The sequence below is a fragment of the Streptomyces sp. NPDC040432 genome (genome assembly GCF_055595445.1).
The window spans coordinates 23855-43217 of record NZ_JBVIVP010000001.1 but is presented as its reverse complement, the minus strand read 5'-3'; the positions used below and the strand labels follow the sequence as shown (position 1 = coordinate 43217).

Genomic DNA, 19363 nt, shown 5'->3' with positions numbered 1-19363 from the left:
GGCCGGGCGGCTCAGCCGGGCGGCAGCCGGAGCTCGGTCAGCAGCCCCCGCGGCACGTTGCCACCCACGTCGAGCCGGCCGCCGCTGATACGGGCGATCTCCTCGGCGATGGCCAGCCCCAGCCCGCTGCCCCGGACGTTCTGGTGTTCGGGGGACCGGCCGAAACGCCGCAGCAGCACGTCCTGTTGCCCGGGCGGCACCCCCGGGCCGTCGTCACGGACCCGGACGAGGACCGTGCCGTCGTCCTCCCGCGTGACGTCCACCTCGACCCGGCCGCCCGCCGGGACGAACTTCACGGCGTTGTCCAGGAGCGCGTCCAGGACCCGGCCCGCGGCATCGGGCAGCGCGCGGGCCCGCAACCCCTCCGAAAGGCAGACGCAACCCAGTTCCAGCCCGGCCCCCGCGAACACCGGGGTCCAGGACCGCACCCGGTCGCGCACCGAGGAGGCCACGTCCTGCTCGCGCAGCTCCGCCGTGCCGGACTCCACCCGGGCGAGGGCCAGCAACCCGTCGAGGAGTTCCTCCAGGCGCTCGGCCTCGTCCAGGGCCCGCGCGTGTTCGGCCAGACCGGGGCCCGGGGCGACGTACGGCTCCACGTTCTCCAACTGGAGCACCAGGGTGGCCAGCGGATTGCGCAGCTGGTGCGAGGCGTCGGCCACGAAGTCGCGCTGCCGGCCGATCGAGTCGGCCATCGCCTCCGCCATCGCGTTGAAGTGCATCCGCAGCCGGCGGAGTTCCGGCGGCCCCGCCGCGGAGACCGCCCTGGCGCGCAGGCTCCCCGCCGCGAGGCCCGCCACGGCCCGGTCCAGGTCGAGGACCGGCCGCAGCAACCACCGTGTGATCCCGACCGCGACCAGGGCCGCGGCGGTGAAGGCGGCCAGCGCCCCGGCGCCGATCAGCGCCCAGCGGACCGAGACGTCCCGCCGGGCCGTGTCGGTCGGCAGCGCCATCAGGACGGCGCCGCTGACCCGTTCGTCCCGGCCCACCGGCTCCGCCAGCACGACCCCGCCCGGTCCCCAGGGACGCAGCGTGGGGAGCCGGTCGGTGGACCGGCCGGTGAGCGCACGATCACGGGCTTCCACCGCCCCGGCGGCGGCGTCGGCCCGGGATCCGGCCCGGGCGACCGGCGTCCCGGCCGTGTCGACCACGACGACCCCGGCACCGTACAGCTGGGCGTACCGGCCGATCTCGGCGGACAGCTCCGCCCGGTCGGCTTCCGTCCGCATCCGCTCGGCGAGATCGGCGAACCGCACCGCCTCCGAGCGCCGTTGCAGGAGCAGGTGCTCGGTCCGGCCCCGGGCGTAGGCGTCGGCCTGCGGCACGCACAGCAGCAGGGCGGCGGCCCCCATGAGGACCATCAGCACCACCAGGAGCCGTCGCCTCATCGGGCGCCGCCGCCCGGACCGCCCGGGTCGGGCTCGACCGCGGCGGGAGGGGCGCCGAGCTGGTAGCCGAAGCCGCGGACGGTGCGGACCAGCAAGGAGCGGCCGGTCTTGGCCCGGATCCCCGCCACGTGGACGTCGAGGGAGCGGGACACCCCGAGGAAGGCGTCGCCCCAGATCCGGTCCAGGATCTCCTCGCGGGGGTGGACCTCGTCGGGGCGTTCGGCCAGGAAGGCGAGGACGTCGAACTCCCTGCGCGTCAGCCGGACCTCGGTGCCCGCCACGGTGACCGTGCGTCGCGCCAGGTCGACCTCCACGTCCCCGCTGCGGACGATCCGGTCACCGCCCGTGCCGAGAACCCCACCGGAGGGATACGAGGAGCCGGAACGGGCGGCCGAACGGCGCCGGACGCTGTCGACGCGGGCCATCAGCTCGGCCATCCGGAACGGCTTGACGACGTAGTCGTCGGCGCCCGCCCGCAGCCCCTGCACGATGTCCCGCTCCTCGCAGCGCGCCGTGACCACGATCAGCGGGGCGTCGCAGATCGTCCGCAGCCGGCGCAGGAGCTCCAGCCCGTCGAGGTCGGGAAGCCCCAGGTCGAGGAGGACGAACTCGGCCTCGTGCACGTGCCGCAGCGCGTCCAGGGCGCGCCCCACCCGGCGGACGCTGTGGCCGCGCCGGGCGAGGGCGGTCCCGAGGGCGTGGGCCATGCGGTCGTCGTCCTCGACGAGCAGAGCGTGCATGGACGGTTCCCTCGTGACGCGTGACCGGGGGCAGCAGCCTACGGGAGAGGCCGGCCCCGGTCACCGGGGCCGGTTCAGCGCGCGGCCGCGGCCGGGGCCGTCGCCGGTCGGGCCCCGCCCTCGGCGGCCGCGTCGGCATCGGCCTCCGCGCGGCTGAGCGCGGTGTTGCGGGTGTCCGGCATCAGCACGTAGGTGACGAGGGAGACCAGCGCGCATCCGGAGACGTACCAGAAGAACATGCTCTCGTGGCCACCGCTCTTGAACCACAGGGCGACGTACTCCGCGGTGCCGCCGAACAGCGCGTTGGCGATCGCGTAGGGCAGCGCCACCCCCAGGGCCCGCACCCGGGTGGGGAACAGCTCCGCCTTGACCGCCGCGTTGATGGAGGTGTAGCCGGTGACGATCACCAGGGCGAGCAGGGACAGTCCCAGCGCGGACCAGTACGACGACGCCGACCCCAGCGCGGTCATGATCGGGTAGGTGCCCACGGTGCAGCCCACCGCGAAGGTGATCAGCAGCGGCCGGCGGCCGATCCGGTCCGACAGCATGCCCGCGAAGGGTTGCAGGACCGCGAACGCGGCGAGCGCGGTGAAGCTGACCAGGGTCGCGGTCGTCTTCGGCATGCCGGCGCTGCCGACGAGGTACTTGGTGAGGTACGTGGTGTACGTGTAGTAGGCGACGGTCCCGCCGAGGGTGAGCGCCATGACGAGGCCGGCCTGCCGCCGGTGCTGCCACAGCACCTTCAGCGTCCCGCGCGCGCTGTCGTCGTGGCCGTCGTCGCCCGACGACTCCTCCTTGAACGCGTCCGTCTCCTGGAGCCGCCGCCGCAGCCAGAAGACGACCACGGCGAACAGGGCCCCGAGCAGGAACGGGATCCGCCAGCCCCAGCTCTCCAACTGGGCCGTGGTGAGGGTGTGCTGCATCGTGATCAGGATGCCCAGGCCGAGGAGTTGCCCGCACGTCATCGACACGTACTGGAACGACGAACCCAGCCCGCGCCGGTTCCGGGCCGACGCCTCCGTCAGATAGGTCGCGCTGGCCGCGTACTCGCCGCCGATGCTCATGCCCTGGAGCAGCCGGGCGAGCAGCAGCACCAGCGCGCCGAAGTATCCGGCCTGTCCGTAGGTCGGTGCCACGGCGATCAGCAGGGCGGCCACCGACATCATCGTGACCGTCAGGGTGAGCGCGCTCTTTCGGCCGTGCCGGTCGGCCGCGCGCCCGAGGATCCACCCGCCGACGGGACGCATCAGGAAGCCGACGGCGAAGATCCCGGCCGTGTTCATCAACTGCGTGGTCGGATTGTCGTTGGGGAAGAAGGAGTCGGCGAAGTAGATCGCGAAACTCGCGTAGACGAACCAGTCGTACCACTCGACGAGGTTGCCCAGGGACCCGCCGATCAGGGCGAGACGGCGCTTCTTGCGCTCGTCCGCGGACGAGGGCGGTTCGGGTACGGCGGCGGACGCGGACATGGCGGCTCCAAGGGGGAAGTCCCTGAGGGGGAGGGGGAACGCCCCGGTGGTGGGGGAGTGCCCAGAGCATGCGGTCGCCGTCATCCCCGGACAAGGTCCGCCGCGCAGATCTAACGTTCCGCTAAGGAAGGCGCACGCGAACGGGCCGCGCCGTCCGACGGAGGCCACATTCGGCCGGGCTCCCGGCGTCGCGCGGCCCCTGGAGCCCGGTGCGCGGCAGACTGGGCGCGTCAGCTGCCCCCGACGCGGAGGACCCGCCCCGTGCCCGTACCGATGATCATCGACTGCGACCCCGGCCACGACGACGCCCTCGCCATCATGCTGGCGGCCGCCGATCCCGCGGTGGACCTGCTCGCCATCACCACCGTGGCCGGCAACCAGACCCTGGACAAGACGACCCTCAACGCCCGTCGGGTGTGCACCCTCGCCGGGATCACCGACGTGCCCGTGGCCGCGGGCTGCGACCGGCCGCTCGTCGAGCCGCTGGCCGTCGCCGCCGACGTGCACGGCGAATCGGGCCTGGACGGACCGCGGTTCCCGACGCCCACGGTCGACGTGGTCCCCGAGCACGCCGTGGACCTCATCCACCGCGTCCTGCTGGAACACCCCGAGCCCGTCACGCTCGTGCCGACCGCCCCGCTGACGAACATCGCCCTGCTGCTCACCCGCCACCCCGACAGCGCCTCCCGGATCCGGGAGATCGTTCTGATGGGCGGCTCCACCGGGCGCGGCAACCGCACCCCGGCCGCCGAGTTCAACATCCACACCGACCCCGAGGCCGCGGCCGTCGTCCTCGGCAGCGGGGTACCCGTCACGATGTGCGGCCTCAACGTCACCCACCAGGCCCTCGCCACCCCCGAGGTACTGGCCCGCTTCGAGGCACTCGGCACCGAGTTGGGCCGCACCTGCGCCGAGCTGCTCGCCTACTTCGCCTCGGCCTACAACCGCCTGTGGGGCATGCCGCACCCGCCGCTGCACGACCCCGTCGCCGTGGCCCGCGTCATCGATCCGTCGATCGTGGACTGCGTCGAGGCGAACGTCACCGTCGAACTGCACGGCCGGCACACCCGCGGGGCCACGGTCGTGGACCTCCACCACTACCTGGGCCGCCCCGTCAACGCCCGGGTCGCGGTGGGGCTGGACACCGAACGCTTCTGGGACCGCATGGTCGGCGCCGTCGAGACCCTCGGCTCACGCCGGCCCTGAACCGGCGCGCGGGGGCGCCGGGCCGTCGTCCGGCCCCCTGCCGGCGCGCCCGGCAACCGCCCCGCCGATCGGTCTATTCGGTCCCGTACCGCATCCGCCCCAGGGCGGTCATCGGCCGGTCGTGTGCCGCGACCGGAGCCGGGAGACAGGTGGTGCCGGTCAGGTACCGGTCGACCGCCGCGGCCGCCGCCCGGCCCTCCGCGATGGCCCACACCACCAGGGACTGCCCCCGGCCCGCGTCGCCCGCGACGAACACCCCGGGGGCCCGCCCCCCGGCGGCCGCGAAACCGGCGTCGCGGGCGAAGTTGCCGCTCGCGTCCCACTCCAAACCCAACTGCTCCCGCAGGGCGCCCGCCCGCTCCGGACCGGAGAAGCCCAGCGCCAGTAGCACCAGCCCGGCGGGCAGCACCCGCTCCGTGCCGCTCAGTGGCGTGCGGCCGGCCGGTTCCACCGAGCTCAGGTGCAGGGCCCGTACCCGACCCGAGGCGTCCCCCTCGAAGCACAGGGTGGCGCTGGCGAAGAGCCGTGGGTCGTGACCGGCGAGCCCACGCGCCTCGGCGTGCGCGTGGGAGATCCGGTACACCTTCGGGTACGTCGGCCAGGGCTCACCGTCCGCACGGGCGGGCCCGGGTTCCGGATTGATGTCCAACTGCACCACGGAGAGGGCGCCCTGCCGCAACGCCGTGCCCAGGCAGTCCGAGGCGGTGTCGCCACCGCCGACGACCACCACGTGCCGACCTTCCGCGGTGACCCCCGGTACCGCGAGGTCGCCCTCCCGGACCCGGTTGGCGAGGGTCAGATAGTCCATCGCCTGATGGATCCCGTCCAGCTCCCGCCCCGGAACCGGCAGCTCCCTGCGCTCGCCGGCCCCGACGGCGACGACCAGCGCCTCGTACCCGCGCCGCAGGTCGCCGGCGCGCACGGCCCCGCCCACGTCCGATCCCGTCACGAAGGCCGTGCCCTCGCCCCGCATCTGCTCGATCCGCCGGTCCAGGTGCCGCTTCTCCATCTTGAACTCGGGGATGCCGTAACGCAGCAGCCCGCCGATCCGGTCGGCCCGCTCGTGGACGACGACGGAGTGACCGGCCCGTGTCAGCTGCTGCGCCGCGGCCAGGCCGGCCGGTCCGGAGCCTATGACGGCCACCTTCCGGCCGCTGTGCCGCTCCGGCGGGCGGGGCGCCATCCGGCCGCGGCGCAGCCCTTCGTCGGCTATCGCCTGCTCGACGTTCTTGATCGTCACCGGATCGGAGTTGATGGTCAGGACGCAGGCGTCCTCGCAGGGCGCCGGGCAGAGCCTGCCGGTGAACTCCGGGAAGTTGTTGGTGGCGTGCAGCCGCTCGTACGCCGCGGCCCAGTCGCCGTGCGCGGCGAAGGCGTTCCACTCCGGTACCAGGTTCCCCAGTGGGCAGCCGACGTGGCAGAAGGGGATCCCGCAGTCCATGCAGCGATCGGCCTGGCGGGAGACGAGCGGCAGCAACGCCTGTCCCGCGTGGACCTCGCGCCAATCACGCAGCCGCTCCTCGACGGGGCGCGCCGGGACGGGCTCGCGGGGCATCCTGAGGAAGCCGAACGGATCGGTCACGCACCGCCTCCCTGCATCGTGCGCGGCGTGCGCGCACCGCACGGGGTACCGGGTGTTCGTGGCGGGGCGGGTACCGGAGGCGTGAGGTGTGCGGCGTTCCATTCAGCGTACGCCGCACCGCGCGAGGCTTCCGCTCGGTGCCCTGGGCCCCGACGGCGGCGGGCCCCGGTCAGGGGGAGGGGCGAGGGGACGGCCCTCGGTCTCCCGGGGGGAAGTCCTCGCTCCCCAGGGCGGCGACGATCTCGTCCGTGGTGCTGACCTTGCCGATGCGCGGGAAGATCCGGCCGAAGCTGTGGGCGTGCGCCTCGGGGTCGGTGTCGGCGGTGGCGTCCTCGGCGAAGACGAGGCGGTAGCTGTGTTCCCAGGCCGTGCGGGCGGTGGATTCGACGCCGATGCTGGTCGAGATGCCGCCCAGAACGATGCGGTGGACGCCGCGGCGGCGCAACTGCAGGTCGAGCTCGGTCCCGGTGAAGGCGCCCCAGTGCCGCTTGGTGACGACGACGTCCGCCAGGGCGGCGAGCTCGGCGGGGATCTCGGAGAAGGCGGCGGGCGGTGCGGTCGCCGGGCCGGGGCGGTCCACTTCGAGGGTGGGCAGGTCGCCGCCGTCGGGCGACCACGCGACCTTGACCAGGACCACCGGAAGCCTGCGGGCCCGGAAGGCCTCGGCGAGCCGGATGCCCTTGCGCAGGACCTCGTCCGAGGGCCTGGTGGTGGGCAGGGCCAGGATGCCGTTCTGCAGGTCGATGAGGACCAGCGCGGTGTCGTCCTTGAGTGCCAGGGCGTCGCTCATGGGTGCGGGGTGTCCTTCCGGCGTCGGTCCGGGGAGGTGCGTGCGGGTGGGTGCGCGGGGTCGAGCCGGCTCGGGCTCAGGCTTCGGCGAGCCGTCGCAGGAGCGGGAGGGCCTCGGCGACGGTCCGCTGTTCGGCCGGGGCGAGGCGGCGGGCCATGAGGTCGGCCAGCCGGCCGCGGCCCGCCTCCTGGCGTTCCGCCACGGTGTGGCGGCCCCGGTCCGTCAGGGCGATCACCTTGCGACGACCGTCGGTGGGGTGTGCGGTGCGCTCCACGTATCCGCCGGCCTGGAGCGCACCGACCGTCGCGTTGAGGGACTGCGGGCGGACCTTCTCGGCACGGGCCAGATCGGTGATCGTACGGGGCCCTTCGCGGTCGAGGCGTTTGAGGACGGAAACCTGCCCCAAGGTCACCCCGCTGCCGACGGAGGCCATGCGCAGGTGCCGCCCCATCAGGCTCACCACCAGCTGGAGTTCTTCGGCGGTGTCCCGGAGCCGCTGCGCGGCATCGTCCGGGTCCGACGGTTCCGAAGGACCCAATATGTCCATGAATCGACGATAACGGCCGTTCGGAACGACTGCAAAGCAACCCTTCGTACCCCGGGCGCACCGGCAGCCGGGCCGTTGGATCACGTACCGCTGGGGTCGCCGGCCGGCCGCGCCGGCACGCTCCGCGGCGGTAGCAGTTGGGCGACGGCCGCCAGCAGAATCCCGGAGAGCAGCAGTGCGTTCCCGCCGAAGAAGCGGACCTCCCAGGACAGGCCCGGCAGCAGACCGAAGTGGTGGAGGCCATGGAGGAGCGGGGAGGCTCCCGCGAGGACGGCGCCGAGGCCGTGGAGCGAGGGCCGGGTGACGTGGGGACGTGCCATGGGGAGGACCCACCCCGTGCGGAGCGCCGCGATCCCCAGGAGGACCGAGGCCAGTCCCACCGCCATTCCCATCCCCACCAGCCACACCATGGGGCCACTCCACTTCCATCGGTCGAGGTCCGGACGTGGTCGACGTCCGGTTCACAGCCGTCCCATGGTCGTCGATCGTGATCGTCCCCGGTCATGCCGGAACCGGGCAGTCTCCACGCCTTGAAACTGCCGCCCCGGCGCCGGGGCGGCAGGTCGCGGGGCCGGATGTCAGGGGCGGTCGAGGCCCCAGGTCTGGAGCTCGTAGGGCCGGCCCTTCTCCTCACCCTTGATCAACGGGACGTCGAGGAGTCGGAATCCGGCCCGCGTGGCCACGCCGACGCTGGACGCGTTCTCGGCCTCCAGCTCCAGGATCACCTGCGCCACGTCCAACTGCTCGAAGGCGTACGCGGCCATCACCCGCACCGCCCGCGCGGCCAGACCCTGCCCCCGGTGGGCCGGGCCGACGGCGTAGCCGAGCTCGGTCCCCTCCGGGGCGCGCTTCAGCATGATCTCGCCGAGCGCGGCGCCGCCGTCGACGGTGATGGCGAGCAGGACGGCCGTGCCCTCCGTGCGCAGCTTCCGGGCCCGCTCCAGGCGGGTGCGGGCGGCCTCGTCGTCGAAGGGGGAGACGATCGGGGTCCAGTGGGCGATGTCGGGGTGGTCGAACAGCTCGGGCATCGAGGCCAGGTCGGCCTCCGTCCAGTCGCGCAGGACCAGACCCTCCCCAGTCAGCTCGATCCGATCGGGGAAGGACGGCGTGCTGCTCATGGTGGAGGACCTCCGTGGCCGGTGCGGGAGGAGGCAGGATATCCGGCGACCGCACATCGGATCACCGGATTATCCCGCCCGTGGTGACGCCGGTCGCGCCCTACCCGCGTCGGTCGGCGGGGGCGGTGGCCCGCAGGCGGGCCGCGGCTGCCTCCGCCTCCCGGACGACCCGTTCGGTGTCGACGTCGACGAGCCGGCCGGCGAGTTTGAGCGGCCGGCCGTCGACGAAGACCGCCTCGACGTTCTCCGGCCGGCCGTTGAAGACGATCTGGCCGACCGGGTCGAAGCGCGGGGCGAAGTTCAGCGTGCCGGGATCGAGCACGATGACGTCGGCCCGCTTGCCCGGGGTCAGCGACCCGACCCGGTCGGCCTCCCCGATCGCCTCTGCGCCACCGAGCGTCGCGGCCCGCAGCACGTCCTGGACCTGGGGGAACACCGACGCGTCCAGGGAACGTGCCCGCTGGAGGCCGATGGCGCTCTTCATCAGGGCGAAGAAGTCGCTGGAGTCGTTCGTGCCGCCGTCCTGCCCCAAGCCGACCTTCACGCCCCGACGCCCGAGGTCGGGAAGCCGCATCACCCCCGAGGCGAGCCGCATGTTGCTCAACGGGCAGTGCGCGGCGCGGACGTCGTGCGCCGCGACGGCGGCGACCTCGTCATCGGTGAGGTGGACCGCGTGGTTCATCAGCAGCCGGGGGCCGAAGGCCCCCATGTCGGTGAGGACTCCCAGCGGATCGTCCGCGCGCTGCTCGGCGCGCTCCAGGACGTGGCTGTTCAGCATGACGCCGAGCTCCTGGGCGATGTCCCAGTGGACCCGGTTGAGCCCCTCCAGGGCCCGCGCCGCGTGCGTGGCCACCTGTGCCGAGGCCAGTGGCAGCGGGTCGATGAGCTCCTTCTTCACCCGGGCCAGGAGCGCGGACCGCGGTTCCGCCTGGAACATGGCGTACGTGAAGCGCACCCCGGTGTCGGCCAGGGCCCGCACGTACCGCTCGACGGTGTCGTAGGGGAGGGCGTCCACCCAGTCCACCAGGGTGGTCACGCCCGACTGGACGGAGTCGAGGGCCGCCAGGCGAACGAACCGGTACATGTCGGCCGCCGGGATCCGGGAGAACGTCGGTCTGTTGCATTCGGCCAGCCAGCCGAAGAGGTCGCGGCCCGTGCAGCCGCCCCGCATCGAGGACTGCCAGAGGTGGGTGTGGACGTCGACGAAACCCGGCATCAGCAGGCGGCCGGAGGCGTCGATCACCCTGGTCCCGGCCGGTACCGTGAGCCGCCGTCCGACCGCGGCCACGGCCCCGCCCCGCATGAGGAGGTCCGCCCCCTCCATCGCGCCCAACGGTCCCTCGCCCAGGGACGGGTCCATGGTGAGCACCAGCGCGGCGTTGCGCAGGACGGTGCTCCGGCCCGTCGGACCGCCGGCGGCGGCGGGATCCTCGCTCGGGGTGGTCCGCCCCGCGCCGAGCAGGAAGGGACTCGCGGCCGCCATGCCCAGACCGGCCAAAACCCGGCGGCGAACGGGGTGCGGGGGCGTGACCGCCGCGGGGAGGGCCTCCGGGGGGCGTACGTCCTGTCCGGGGCGTACGACAGGGATGGGGGGTGCGGTCCGTACGTGGTGCAGGGCCTCTGCGTGGGGTGCGGCCTGTACGTGGGGTGCGGCCTGTGCTGCCTCTGGTGCCGGTGCGGTGGTGCCGGGACATTCGCTGAGCGGGTCCATGTCGTGCTACCTCCCGACGGAATGGCGCGGGGCGCTCCTGCGGACTCACGGATCGTCAGGCACGTTCGGTTACGTACGGGTTCGTATCCGGATGGTGCGCCGGCGCGGGCCGTCCCGATAGGGCCGCGTCAACAGTTTGTTTCAAAACCCGGGTGCGGGCGGCGCCGTTGCCGGGACGTCGAGCCCAGCGGGCCCGTGGATCCTGCCTGGTGACACCGGTTCAAGGCGCGTGTGCGGGGTATCCGCACAGGGACGTTGCGCAGGATGACGCTCTGGAGGAGCCATGCCCGGACTGTTCGCGAAGATCAAGGAGTTCAGTCGTAGCCCGCAGGGGCAGCGGACCATCGCCTCGGCCCGCCGGGCCGCGGCCGACCCGGGGAAGCGGGCGGCGGCCCGTCGGATGCTCACCCGGCTGCGCGGCGGCAGGCGCTGAGGACCGCCGGGAGGCGGGGCGCGAGGGTCTCCCGCGCGAAGGGGCGTCCACCCGGACGGGGTGGACGCCCCTTCGCGCGGCCGGGCACGGGCGGGCCGGTGCGAGCCGGTGCGAACGGCGGGCGCGCGGACTACTGCGGCTTCGTGGCGATCTGGATCAGGTTGCCGCAGGTGTCGTCGAACACGGCGGTGGTGGTGGGTCCCATCTCCAGGGGCTCCTGCGTGAAGCGGACGCCGAGGGCGGTGAGCCGCTCGAACTCGGCCGCCACGTCCTCGACGGCGAACTGGGCGAGCGGGATGCCGTCCGCGACGAGTGCGTCGCGGTACGGCTTCACGGCAGGGTGGCCGGACGGCTCCAGGAGCAGTTCGGTGCCGCCGGGGTCCTGGGGCGAGACAACCGTCAGCCACCGGTCCTGCTCACCGCACGGAATGTCGTACTTCTTCACGAACCCGAGGATCTCGGTGTAGAACCGCAGGGCCTCGGCCTGGTCGTCGACGAAGACGCTGGTCAGATGGATCTTCACGGGGTGCTCTCCTCGGGTCCGGGGGTGTCGGGCAGGGGCCATCGTTCGGCGATCCGCCGCAGCGGTGCCGTGTTCAGGTCGTGGAACTTGTACCGCCCCTCCCGTCTGGTTTCGACGAGCCCCGCCGCCTCCAGCAGTGCGAGGTGCTGGGAGACCCCCTGGCGCGAGATGCCGAGCCGGTGCTTCATGCTCAGCCGAGCGCAGATCTCGAACAGGGTCTGCCCGGACTTCTCGGTGAGCTCGTCGAGGATGGTGCGGCGCGTGGGGTCGGCCAAGGCTTTGAAGAGGTCATCGGCCACGGGCACAGAATAGGCAAACGTTCACTTGCCTATCAAGTCGAGGGACGCCGACCCGGGAGGTCCCGCCCGTTTTGCGCCGAGCAGGACGCGGTACCGCTCATGGGCCGTGAAGTCCGCGAGGCTCCACAGAGCGGGGCGGCCCACCTCGGCGCTCAGGTGGAGGACCGAGTCCGCGCCGATCCACACACCGAGGTGCGCCCCGTACGGGTCCGTCGCCGCGTTGAAGAACAGCAGGTCGAGGAAGTCGGGCTCCTCGACGCGGACGGTGTGCAGGGTGTCGTTCCACAGTTCGCCGGAGCGCAGCGGTGGCACGTACCTGCCGAAGTGCCGCAGTACCTCGTAGGCGAAGAGCTGACAGTTGGCACCCGGGGCGAGGCCGGGCAGCCGGCTCACCGCGGGGGAGCCGGGGTAGCGGGAACCCGCGTAGGGGACGGCCCGGAAGGCGTCCGGCAGGGAGGCGAGACGAGGATCCATACCGTCATCCTGCCCGGCGGGCCGGTACACGGGTCGCACCGGCCGGTCCGTGCTCCGGGCCCGATCCGGACGGGGTCGCGCAGACTGTCACGATGGACGAGTTACGGAGCACCCCGCATCGGACCACCCGGCACCGGACCACCCCGGGTGGGAGGACCCGGTGGTGGACGACATCACGTCGGACGGCATCGTGTCGAGCCGCATCGTGTCGGACGGCATCACGTCGGACGGCATCACGTCGGGCCACCGCGTGAGCACGCCCCGCGGCAGCGAACTGCCCCTGCACCGGCTCGACGTACCGCTGCCGCACCTGCTGCCCTTCGCCATCGGATCCTTCGACTCGATCGGGCCGCTCTCCCGGGCGGCATTCCCCCACCGCCACGCGTTCTACGAGATCGTCCTCGTCACCGGGGGCCGCGGTGCGCACGTCCTCGACCTCGCCCATTGGCCACTGGACCCACCCCACCTGTGCGTGATCACCCCGGGCCAGGTCCACCACTGGGAGGACGCCGACGACCTCACCGGACACGTGATGCTGTTCAACGAGGACTTCCTGCTCGCCCACCCGGAGGACGTCGCCGCGCTGGATCTGCTCGCCGCCCGGCCCTGGCTGCGCCCCGACGGCGACCGGGACGGCATCGCGGCACTCTTCCAGGAGATGGAGCGCGAGTACCGCGACCTGCGCGAGGGGTACGCGGGAGTGCTGCGCTCCTACCTGCACATCCTGATCGTGCGGGCCCTGCGGGCCTGCGAAACCGGCCCGGGGCGCAGCCCCGCCCCGGCCGGCCGCGCCGTCGAACTGGCCGCCGCCTTCACGCGGCTGATCGCCTCCCCGGACGGTACGGGACGCTCGGTGGCCGACTGCGCGAAGCTGCTCGGGGTCACCTCGGGGCACTTGCACGCACGGGTGAAGGAGGCCACCGGGCAGACCCCGGGCGGCCTGATCCGTCGTAGGCGCACGCTGGAGGCGAAGCGGCTCCTGGCCCGCACCGACCTGACGATCCGGCAGGTGGCGCGGGGCGCCGGCTTCGGGGATCCCGCCTACTTCTGCCGGTTCTTCCGCCGCGAGACCGGCCTCACACCGGGTGACTACCGGGCCGGGATCGCCACCGGCGCGGCCTCCTCCGGCACCGGAGGAATTCACCACGATCCCAGGATCCGGTCCATCGCCGCGGCCGGGCCGCGAACCATAGCGTGACGCCGACGGAACCGGCCGGGGCGGATCCGTCACCACCCACCCGGGCCGCGCCCCACCGCGGCCCGGAACTCCGCCCCGGCACCCGGCACATCCCCCCACACGAGCACGAAGGAGTCGACGCGTGCCCACCGACGAGAACCGAACCACCGGCGAGAACCGAGCCTCCGACCGGGACCGGGCCACCGGCGAGAACCCAGCCTCCGACCGGGACCGGGCCACCGGCGAGAACCGAGCCCCCGACCGGGACACCGGCCGGTCCCTCCCCACCCCGCCCGAAGGGCTCCGCGCCATACCCCGCACGGACGGTCGTACCGGCCCCGGCGGCCGTCTCAGCCGCAAGAACTTCCTCAAGGCAGCCGCCCTCGCGGGAGCCACCCCACTGCTCCTCGGCGGTGGCGCGGCCCTGGCCCGGGACCACGGGACGGCGAACGGGTCCGGGCCGGAACTCACCCCCGCCTGCGACGACGGGGACGACCCCACAGTGCCCCAGACCGAGGGCCCGTACTTCAAGCCGAACTCGCCGAGGCGCACCTCACTGGTCACGGCCTCCACCCCCGGCACCCGCCTCACGATCAGCGGGTTCGTGTTCGGGCGGGCGTGCCTGCCCGTGGCCGGAGCCCTCCTCGACTTCTGGCAGGCGGATGTGAACGGCGCCTACGACAACACCGGTTACGGCTTCAGGGGTCACCAGTTCACCGACGCGACCGGCGCCTTCCGGCTCACCACCATCGTCCCCGGGCTCTACCCGGGGCGCACCCGGCACGTGCACGTCAAGGTGCAGGCCCCCGGCCGGCCGGTGCTGACCACGCAGTTGTACTTTCCGGGGGAGCCGCGCAACGCCACGGATTCGATCTTCGATGCCCGTCTGCTGATGACCGTGCGCCAAGCCGGCCCGGCCAAGGAGGGCACGTACGACTTCGTCCTGGACGTACCGCAGACCCCCGGTCCCACACCCACACCCACACCCACACCGACGCCCACGGCAACGCCGACCGGTGGTGCTTGGGCGCCGGGGACCTCGTACCGTGCGGGCGACCGGGTCACCTACGGTTCGACGGCCTACACCTGCCTCCAGGCGCACGTCGCCGTGCCCGGCTGGGAGCCCCCGAACGTGCCCGCCCTCTGGCGCAGGTCCTGACGGCGGGAGCGGTACGCGTCCGGCCCCTCGGTCGGAGGACCCCCGGGTGCCGGCCGTCTACGGGGCGATCGGGAGCTGCCGCTTGTGCTCGGTGAGTCGGTAACGGCGGGCGATCGTGTCGAAGGCCTGCTCGCCGACCGGCTTGCCCTCCAGGAAGTCGTCGATGTCGTCGTAGGTGACACCGAGCGCGTCCTCGTCGGCCTTGCCCGGGTCGAGGGTCTCCAGGTCGGCCGTCGGAACCTTCCACACCAGTTGCGAGGGGGCGCCCAGCGCGTCCGCGACGGCACGCACCCGGCGCTTGGTCAGGCCCGTCAGCGGCACGAGGTCGGCGGCGCCGTCACCGAACTTCGTGAAGAAGCCGGACACCGCCTCCGCCGCGTGATCGGTGCCGACGACGAGGCCGTCGTGCGCGCCCGCCACCGCGTACTGGGCGATCATGCGCTGGCGGGCCTTGATGTTGCCCTGGACGAAGTCCTGGTGGGCGGCGTCCCGGAAGACGGTGCCACCGGCCACGGAGGCCTCCAGGGCGGCGTCGCTCGCGGGCTTCACGTCCACGGTCAGGACCCGGTCCGCGTTGATGAACCCGAGCGCGAGCTGGGCGTCCTTCTCGTCGGCCTGCACGCCGTAGGGCAGTCGCATCGCGAAGAACGTCGCCTCGTGGCCGGCCTCGCGGGCCCGCTCGACGGCGAGCTGGCACAACCGTCCCGCCGTGGTGGAGTCCACGCCGCCGCTGATCCCGAGGACGAGGGAACGCAGGCCGGTGGAGGTGAGCCGCTCCGTGAGGAAGGCCACCCGGCGCTCGATCTCCCGCTGGGCGTCGAAGGTCGGCGACACCTGGAGTTCCCGGGCGATCTCCTGCTGCAGGGCGGTGGACGCCGGCTGGCTCACGGCTGCTCCTCGTGTGGTCGTTCGTCGTGCGCCCCGTGGCGCGCTGTCCGGTCGACCCTAGTCGAAACGGCCGGCACCGGATCCGCCGGTGCCGCGTTCCGACGCAGGGGCCCGCGGCGGGCCTCAGAACGAGCCGCGCCGGCGCATTCCCATCGGACGGCCGTCCGGGTCGACGAGCAGCCGGTACAGGGGCAGCGACCACGCCCTGGTCGTGCGGGACAGTTCCGGCGGCCGGTACGCCCGCAGCCTGCCCGGCGGCCGCGGCCCGCGGCGACCGCCCTCGTACCAGGCGTCCAGGGCCGCGGCCGACGAGGCGAAGAGCTCGAACGCGCGCACCGGGTCGCAGAGCGGATCCGGGGCGCCGGGTGCTCCGTGCGCGGCCGGTCCCGGGGCCGGTTCGGCGTCGAGGTGTTCCCGCGAGAGCTCCAGCCGCAGGTCCCGGGCGAAGCGCCGCGCGCCGTCCCCCAGACCGGCTGGGTCGCGGGGCTCGCGCGGGTCCTTCGCGGCGTCCAGTACGGCGCAGTTGAGCTCCGAGTCGTGGGTCCAGGACCGCAGGTTGACGTTGTCCGAGCCCACCGACGCCCACACGTCGTCGATCACGCACACCTTGGCGTGGACGTACACCGGTGTACCGGCGTGGTTCTCCAGCCCGTACACCGCGACCCGGTCCCCGCCGCCGCGGCGCAGCCGCTCCAGCGCGGTGATCCGGCCGACCAGGTTCATCGGCAGGGTGACGGGCCCGTCCTGTTCGGGAACGGTGGGGATGACGGCCACCAGCCGCAGCTCGGGGCGGGCGGCCAGCGCCCGCGCGAAGTGCTCCACCACCTGCGGGGACCACAGGTACTGGTCCTCCAGGTAGATCAGGCTCCGGGCCCGACGGAGCGCCTTGAGGTAGCTGCGCGCGATGCTGCGTTCGCCGTCGGGGGCGAAGGGGTAGCCCCGGAACAGCCGGTTCGGATAGGTGCGGAGCACCTGTACCGTCCCGGTGCCACACGGTTCCGGATCGGGCGCCTGCGGCGGCAACCGGTCGGCGTGCTCGTCCTCGCGGTGGGCGCGCTGCCGCAGCCGGACCAGAGGGCTCCGGGTCAACGGGGCCGGGTCCTCCCACCGCTCGCGGAATCCGGCCTCCAGGTCGCCGACGGCCGGGCCGCGCACCGCGAGCTGGACGTCGTGCCAGGGCGGTCGCGGGCCGTACGCGTCGGCGAACGGGATGGCCTGCGGGTCGCCGTCGTGTGCGGCGTCATCGTTGCGGCCGTGGCACAGGTCGATCCCGCCGACGTACGCGACGTCGAGCTCGGGGCGGCCGGGGTGGCGCAGTACGACCAGCTTCTGGTGGTGGGAGCCGCCCGGCCGGACCCGCATGTCCAGCAGGAACTCGCCGCCGCCCGCCTCGACCTCCTTGCCGAGGTGACGGTTCTCCGTCGCGCTGAACTGGAAGCCGTCCAGGTGGGACCGCCACACGAGGCCCTTGACGATCACGCCCCGCCCGGCGGCCTCGCGAAGCACCCGGCCGATCTCGGTGCCCTCGCCCGCGAGCCGTTCGTCGGGGTCGCCCCGCCAGTCGGTGAACAGCAGCAGGTCCCCGCGCTCCTGGGCGCGGATACCGGCGAGCAGCTCCCGGAAGTACGTGCTGCCGTGCACCAGGGGTCGTACGTCGTTGCCCGCGGCCCAGGCCGAGGCGTCCGGACGGCGCGCATCCAGGCGCGTCGCCGGATTGCCGCGGTCACGCGTGGTGAGCAGCCAATCGGAGACGTTCACTTCACAGCCCTCCCTCGTCGGGCGCCTACCCCCACGGTGCCCGCGCATGCGGACGGCGGGTCCTACGGCGTGGCCCCCCGGACGTTGGCGATCATGCGGCGGAGGACTTTGAGGGCGGCGGCGTAGTCCTCGTCGTCCACCCTGTCGTGGACCACCGAGCGCAGTTCGGTGACCGTCGCGCGCAGCCGGGACCGGGCGGACTCCCCGGTTTCGGTGAGGTGCAGGCGCTGCCCGTCGTCGGCGCTCAACCAACCGCGGTGGAGCAACTGGTCCACGGGCCGGGCCACCTCGTGGTGCGCGTCGGCCGGTGGGGTCAGCCGGACGACGACCTCCTCACGGGTCGGGCCGGGGGTTTCCATGATCATCGAGCTACCGCCGGGAACGTGTCGCGCGGCCGGATCGCGATCGTGCGCGGGATCACCTCCCGCGCCGTACGGTCCGCCGCCCGCGCGGGCGGCGGACCGTATCCCCGTCAGGCCGCCCTCGGCCGGGCCCCCGCGAGCGTGCCCCCGCGGGGACGCGGTACCTGCCGGTGGGTCGGGTGCCCCGTGCCGGTCGGCTCCGGCGGGCTGTCCGTCAGGAGCGCGGTCAGGGAGAGGCGGGCGCGGGCCACGCGGGAGCGGACGGTGCCGACCGGGCAGCCGATGGCGGCTGCCGCGTCCGCGTACGGCAGCCCGAGGAGTTGGGTGAGCACGAAGGCCTCGCGGCGCTCGGCCGGGATGCCGGCCAACAGCTCGGCCAGCGCGATGCCGTCGTCGAAACCGGGCACACCCCGCGGCTGGGCCTGCTCGGCGGCAGTCTGCCAGTCGGTGCGGTCCGCGGTCCGGGGCCTGGCCGCGGCGTGCCGGTGGCTGTCCACCACCGTGCGGCGGGCGATCGACAGCAGCCACGTACGGGCCGAGGAACGGCCCTCGAACCGGGGGAGCGCGCGCAGCGCGCGCAGGAACACGTCCTGGGTCAGGTCGTCGGCGGCCTGGGCGTCGGAGCTGAGGTAGGCCACGTAGCGCCACACGTCACGGTGGAGCGCGCGCACGAAGCGGTCCGTCTTGACCGGATCGCCGTCGCGGGCCGCGAGCGCCAGGCGGGTCACCGCCGCGTCGGAGTCGGGAGTGTGCGGTGTCCTCGTGCCGACGGGACGGGGCACGGTGGGCAGGGCATGGGTCATCGCCACGGGTCCTTAGGCAAGGGATCCGGCACCGCCGGGAGCGGCGCCGGTGAGGGGTACGGCCGGCCGGACGGCACGGCCGATGCCCGAGGCACGGCGCGGGCGCGTACGGAAGGGCCGCGGGCCGCGTGCTCGGGGAACCGGCTGTCAGAGGACAGCGGTTCCCGCCGGGGGCCCCCGCGAGGTGATGGCGTGGACGAGGAACAGCCGGCGCGGGCGCCGGTGTCGGTGGGAGCGGCCCACCCGGGCCGGAGGTCGGTGCGCGGGCCCGACCGCGCGCAGCAGGAGGCGCATCGGGGCCCGCAGGCGGGCAGCGACGCACCGCGCGATGCGGAAGGCGGCCCGCTCACCGTGGGCGAGCCACAGACCGCACAGCACGGCCGCCAGCAGGTGGGCCGCCGACATTCCGGCCGGTGACATCCCGGCCATCTCGTGTCCGCCGGCCACCACTTGTGAGGCGGCCGGGGAGTACGCGGCGTGTGCCGCGTCGCGCAGGGCGTGGTGCGCGTGGGCCGCCACCGCCGGTACGTCGCCGCCGGACGCCCCCGGGAACAACACCGCGCCCGGACCACCCGGCCCGACAACCCCGGCCGACGCCGGGTCGGCGGACAGCCCGCCGCAGGTCAGGTACTGCGCCCACTGCCGGGCGAACGGCGTGCCCGTCGGCAGGGTGGGGTGGGCGATGGCCTGCACCAGGGAGAACGCCGCGTGCAGCCAGGCCTGGACGGCCACGGCCGCCGCGGTCACCCGGAGCGGCCCGCGCTCCCGGGCGGCGAGGAACCATCCGGCCGCCGCGGGGGCGACCGGCGCGAGCGCCAACGCCCACCACGGCACTGCCGTCCCCGACATGAGGAGGTGACCGGTGGCGGCGAGCAGCACGCACAGGGCCGCGAACAACGCGGCCCGCAAGGCTCGGTGACAGTGGCCCGGCTTCATGGC

At 73.7% G+C, this 19363-nt stretch carries 21 protein-coding genes; 4 read left to right on the top strand and 17 right to left on the bottom strand.

Going from position 1 to position 19363, the window contains the following annotated elements:
- Window positions 1-11: 11 nt before the first annotated feature.
- The 3 genes from ACZ58N_RS00220 to ACZ58N_RS00210 form a co-directional block, all read right to left on the bottom strand.
- Window positions 12-1385, bottom strand: coding sequence for a sensor histidine kinase (locus ACZ58N_RS00220; protein WP_471153659.1), 1374 nt, complete (start codon window positions 1383-1385; stop codon window positions 12-14).
- Window positions 1382-2125 carry a response regulator transcription factor gene (locus ACZ58N_RS00215; protein WP_471153656.1) on the bottom strand — a complete coding sequence of 248 codons (744 nt, stop codon included), beginning with the start codon at window positions 2123-2125 and terminating at the stop codon, window positions 1382-1384. Before ACZ58N_RS00215 ends, ACZ58N_RS00220 begins: the two co-directional genes overlap by 4 nt.
- A 74-nt stretch (window positions 2126-2199) precedes the next feature.
- A complete protein-coding gene (locus ACZ58N_RS00210; RefSeq protein ID WP_471153654.1) occupies window positions 2200-3594 on the bottom strand; it encodes an MFS transporter in 1395 nt (464 codons plus the stop codon).
- Window positions 3595-3855: 261 nt separating this feature from the next.
- Here ACZ58N_RS00210 and ACZ58N_RS00205 point away from each other — a divergent pair, with 261 nt between their 5' ends.
- Window positions 3856-4800 carry a nucleoside hydrolase gene (locus ACZ58N_RS00205; protein ID WP_471153651.1) on the top strand — a complete coding sequence of 315 codons (945 nt, stop codon included), beginning with the start codon at window positions 3856-3858 and terminating at the stop codon, window positions 4798-4800.
- A 73-nt stretch (window positions 4801-4873) separates the two neighbouring features.
- On the opposite strand, the gene ACZ58N_RS00200 is transcribed toward ACZ58N_RS00205, so the two are convergent.
- From ACZ58N_RS00200 to ACZ58N_RS00175, 6 genes are all read right to left on the bottom strand, one after another.
- Window positions 4874-6382 carry a glutamate synthase subunit beta gene (locus tag ACZ58N_RS00200; protein WP_471153649.1) on the bottom strand — a complete coding sequence of 503 codons (1509 nt, stop codon included), beginning with the start codon at window positions 6380-6382 and terminating at the stop codon, window positions 4874-4876.
- A gap of 169 nt (window positions 6383-6551) precedes the next feature.
- Window positions 6552-7172 carry a hydrolase gene (locus ACZ58N_RS00195; protein WP_471153646.1) on the bottom strand — a complete coding sequence of 207 codons (621 nt, stop codon included), beginning with the start codon at window positions 7170-7172 and terminating at the stop codon, window positions 6552-6554.
- A gap of 76 nt (window positions 7173-7248) precedes the next feature.
- Complete coding sequence (locus tag ACZ58N_RS00190; RefSeq protein ID WP_471153643.1) at window positions 7249-7719, bottom strand: MarR family winged helix-turn-helix transcriptional regulator; 471 nt, start codon at window positions 7717-7719, stop codon at window positions 7249-7251.
- An 80-nt stretch (window positions 7720-7799) separates the two neighbouring features.
- Window positions 7800-8129 carry a hypothetical protein gene (locus tag ACZ58N_RS00185; protein ID WP_471153640.1) on the bottom strand — a complete coding sequence of 110 codons (330 nt, stop codon included), beginning with the start codon at window positions 8127-8129 and terminating at the stop codon, window positions 7800-7802.
- Between the two features lie 168 nt (window positions 8130-8297).
- A complete protein-coding gene (locus tag ACZ58N_RS00180; RefSeq protein ID WP_471153638.1) occupies window positions 8298-8837 on the bottom strand; it encodes a GNAT family N-acetyltransferase in 540 nt (179 codons plus the stop codon).
- A gap of 100 nt (window positions 8838-8937) precedes the next feature.
- The gene (locus ACZ58N_RS00175; protein WP_471153634.1) at window positions 8938-10320 is read right to left on the bottom strand and encodes an amidohydrolase family protein; all 1383 of its coding nucleotides are present in this window, start codon (window positions 10318-10320) and stop codon (window positions 8938-8940) included.
- A 511-nt stretch (window positions 10321-10831) separates the two neighbouring features.
- On the opposite strand from ACZ58N_RS00175, the gene ACZ58N_RS00170 reads away from it, so the two are divergent.
- Entirely contained in the window at window positions 10832-10981 is a 150-nt protein-coding gene (locus ACZ58N_RS00170) for a hypothetical protein (protein WP_281209375.1), read from the top strand.
- 130 nt (window positions 10982-11111) lie between these two features.
- Here ACZ58N_RS00170 and ACZ58N_RS00165 read toward each other — a convergent pair whose 3' ends face one another.
- The 3 genes from ACZ58N_RS00165 to ACZ58N_RS00155 are packed head-to-tail and all read right to left on the bottom strand — an operon-like array spanning window position 11112 to window position 12277.
- Complete coding sequence (locus tag ACZ58N_RS00165) at window positions 11112-11504, bottom strand: VOC family protein (protein ID WP_471153632.1); 393 nt, start codon at window positions 11502-11504, stop codon at window positions 11112-11114.
- Window positions 11501-11803: an ArsR/SmtB family transcription factor gene (locus tag ACZ58N_RS00160; RefSeq protein ID WP_471153629.1), complete on the bottom strand. Its 303-nt coding sequence runs from the start codon at window positions 11801-11803 to the stop codon at window positions 11501-11503. The genes ACZ58N_RS00165 and ACZ58N_RS00160 overlap by 4 nt, the downstream gene beginning before the upstream one ends.
- Before the next feature lie 21 nt (window positions 11804-11824).
- Window positions 11825-12277, bottom strand: coding sequence for a hydrolase (locus ACZ58N_RS00155; protein WP_471153626.1), 453 nt, complete (start codon window positions 12275-12277; stop codon window positions 11825-11827).
- Between the two features lie 280 nt (window positions 12278-12557).
- On the opposite strand from ACZ58N_RS00155, the gene ACZ58N_RS00150 reads away from it, so the two are divergent.
- Both ACZ58N_RS00150 and ACZ58N_RS00145 read left to right on the top strand, forming a co-directional pair.
- Entirely contained in the window at window positions 12558-13475 is a 918-nt protein-coding gene (locus tag ACZ58N_RS00150) for an AraC family transcriptional regulator (RefSeq protein WP_471155165.1), read from the top strand.
- Window positions 13476-13764: 289 nt separating this feature from the next.
- Window positions 13765-14613 carry a dioxygenase family protein gene (locus ACZ58N_RS00145; RefSeq protein WP_471155163.1) on the top strand — a complete coding sequence of 283 codons (849 nt, stop codon included), beginning with the start codon at window positions 13765-13767 and terminating at the stop codon, window positions 14611-14613.
- 57 nt (window positions 14614-14670) lie between these two features.
- Here ACZ58N_RS00145 and nadE read toward each other — a convergent pair whose 3' ends face one another.
- The 5 genes from nadE to ACZ58N_RS00120 form a co-directional block, all read right to left on the bottom strand.
- Complete coding sequence (gene nadE, locus ACZ58N_RS00140; RefSeq protein ID WP_471153623.1) at window positions 14671-15501, bottom strand: ammonia-dependent NAD(+) synthetase; 831 nt, start codon at window positions 15499-15501, stop codon at window positions 14671-14673.
- Window positions 15502-15624: 123 nt separating this feature from the next.
- Window positions 15625-17259, bottom strand: a complete 1635-nt coding sequence (locus ACZ58N_RS00135; RefSeq protein WP_471153621.1) for a phospholipase D family protein — start codon at window positions 17257-17259, stop codon at window positions 15625-15627.
- A gap of 62 nt (window positions 17260-17321) precedes the next feature.
- The gene (locus ACZ58N_RS00130) at window positions 17322-17618 is read right to left on the bottom strand and encodes a hypothetical protein (protein ID WP_471153619.1); all 297 of its coding nucleotides are present in this window, start codon (window positions 17616-17618) and stop codon (window positions 17322-17324) included.
- Between the two features lie 113 nt (window positions 17619-17731).
- Window positions 17732-18424: a sigma-70 family RNA polymerase sigma factor gene (locus ACZ58N_RS00125; protein ID WP_471153618.1), complete on the bottom strand. Its 693-nt coding sequence runs from the start codon at window positions 18422-18424 to the stop codon at window positions 17732-17734.
- A gap of 147 nt (window positions 18425-18571) precedes the next feature.
- Window positions 18572-19360, bottom strand: a complete 789-nt coding sequence (locus ACZ58N_RS00120) for a hypothetical protein (RefSeq protein ID WP_471153615.1) — start codon at window positions 19358-19360, stop codon at window positions 18572-18574.
- Window positions 19361-19363: the final 3 nt, after the last annotated feature.

Excerpts from the sequence above, each read along its gene's own strand:
- ACZ58N_RS00210 (WP_471153654.1), bottom strand. The coding sequence starts at position 3,594 with ATGTCCGCGTCCGCCGCCGTACCCGAACCGCCCTCGTCCGCGGACGAG.
- ACZ58N_RS00125 (WP_471153618.1), bottom strand. The coding sequence starts at position 18,424 with ATGACCCATGCCCTGCCCACCGTGCCCCGTCCCGTCGGCACGAGGACA.
- ACZ58N_RS00170 (WP_281209375.1), top strand. The coding sequence starts at position 10,832 with ATGCCCGGACTGTTCGCGAAGATCAAGGAGTTCAGTCGTAGCCCGCAG.
- ACZ58N_RS00190 (WP_471153643.1), bottom strand. The coding sequence starts at position 7,719 with ATGGACATATTGGGTCCTTCGGAACCGTCGGACCCGGACGATGCCGCG.
- ACZ58N_RS00180 (WP_471153638.1), bottom strand. The coding sequence starts at position 8,837 with ATGAGCAGCACGCCGTCCTTCCCCGATCGGATCGAGCTGACTGGGGAG.
- ACZ58N_RS00185 (WP_471153640.1), bottom strand. The coding sequence starts at position 8,129 with ATGGTGTGGCTGGTGGGGATGGGAATGGCGGTGGGACTGGCCTCGGTC.
- ACZ58N_RS00120 (WP_471153615.1), bottom strand. The coding sequence starts at position 19,360 with ATGAAGCCGGGCCACTGTCACCGAGCCTTGCGGGCCGCGTTGTTCGCG.
- ACZ58N_RS00130 (WP_471153619.1), bottom strand. The coding sequence starts at position 17,618 with ATGGAAACCCCCGGCCCGACCCGTGAGGAGGTCGTCGTCCGGCTGACC.
- ACZ58N_RS00215 (WP_471153656.1), bottom strand. The coding sequence starts at position 2,125 with ATGCACGCTCTGCTCGTCGAGGACGACGACCGCATGGCCCACGCCCTC.
- ACZ58N_RS00175 (WP_471153634.1), bottom strand. The coding sequence starts at position 10,320 with ATGGCGGCCGCGAGTCCCTTCCTGCTCGGCGCGGGGCGGACCACCCCG.
- ACZ58N_RS00155 (WP_471153626.1), bottom strand. The coding sequence starts at position 12,277 with ATGGATCCTCGTCTCGCCTCCCTGCCGGACGCCTTCCGGGCCGTCCCC.
- ACZ58N_RS00195 (WP_471153646.1), bottom strand. The coding sequence starts at position 7,172 with ATGAGCGACGCCCTGGCACTCAAGGACGACACCGCGCTGGTCCTCATC.
- ACZ58N_RS00220 (WP_471153659.1), bottom strand. The coding sequence starts at position 1,385 with ATGAGGCGACGGCTCCTGGTGGTGCTGATGGTCCTCATGGGGGCCGCC.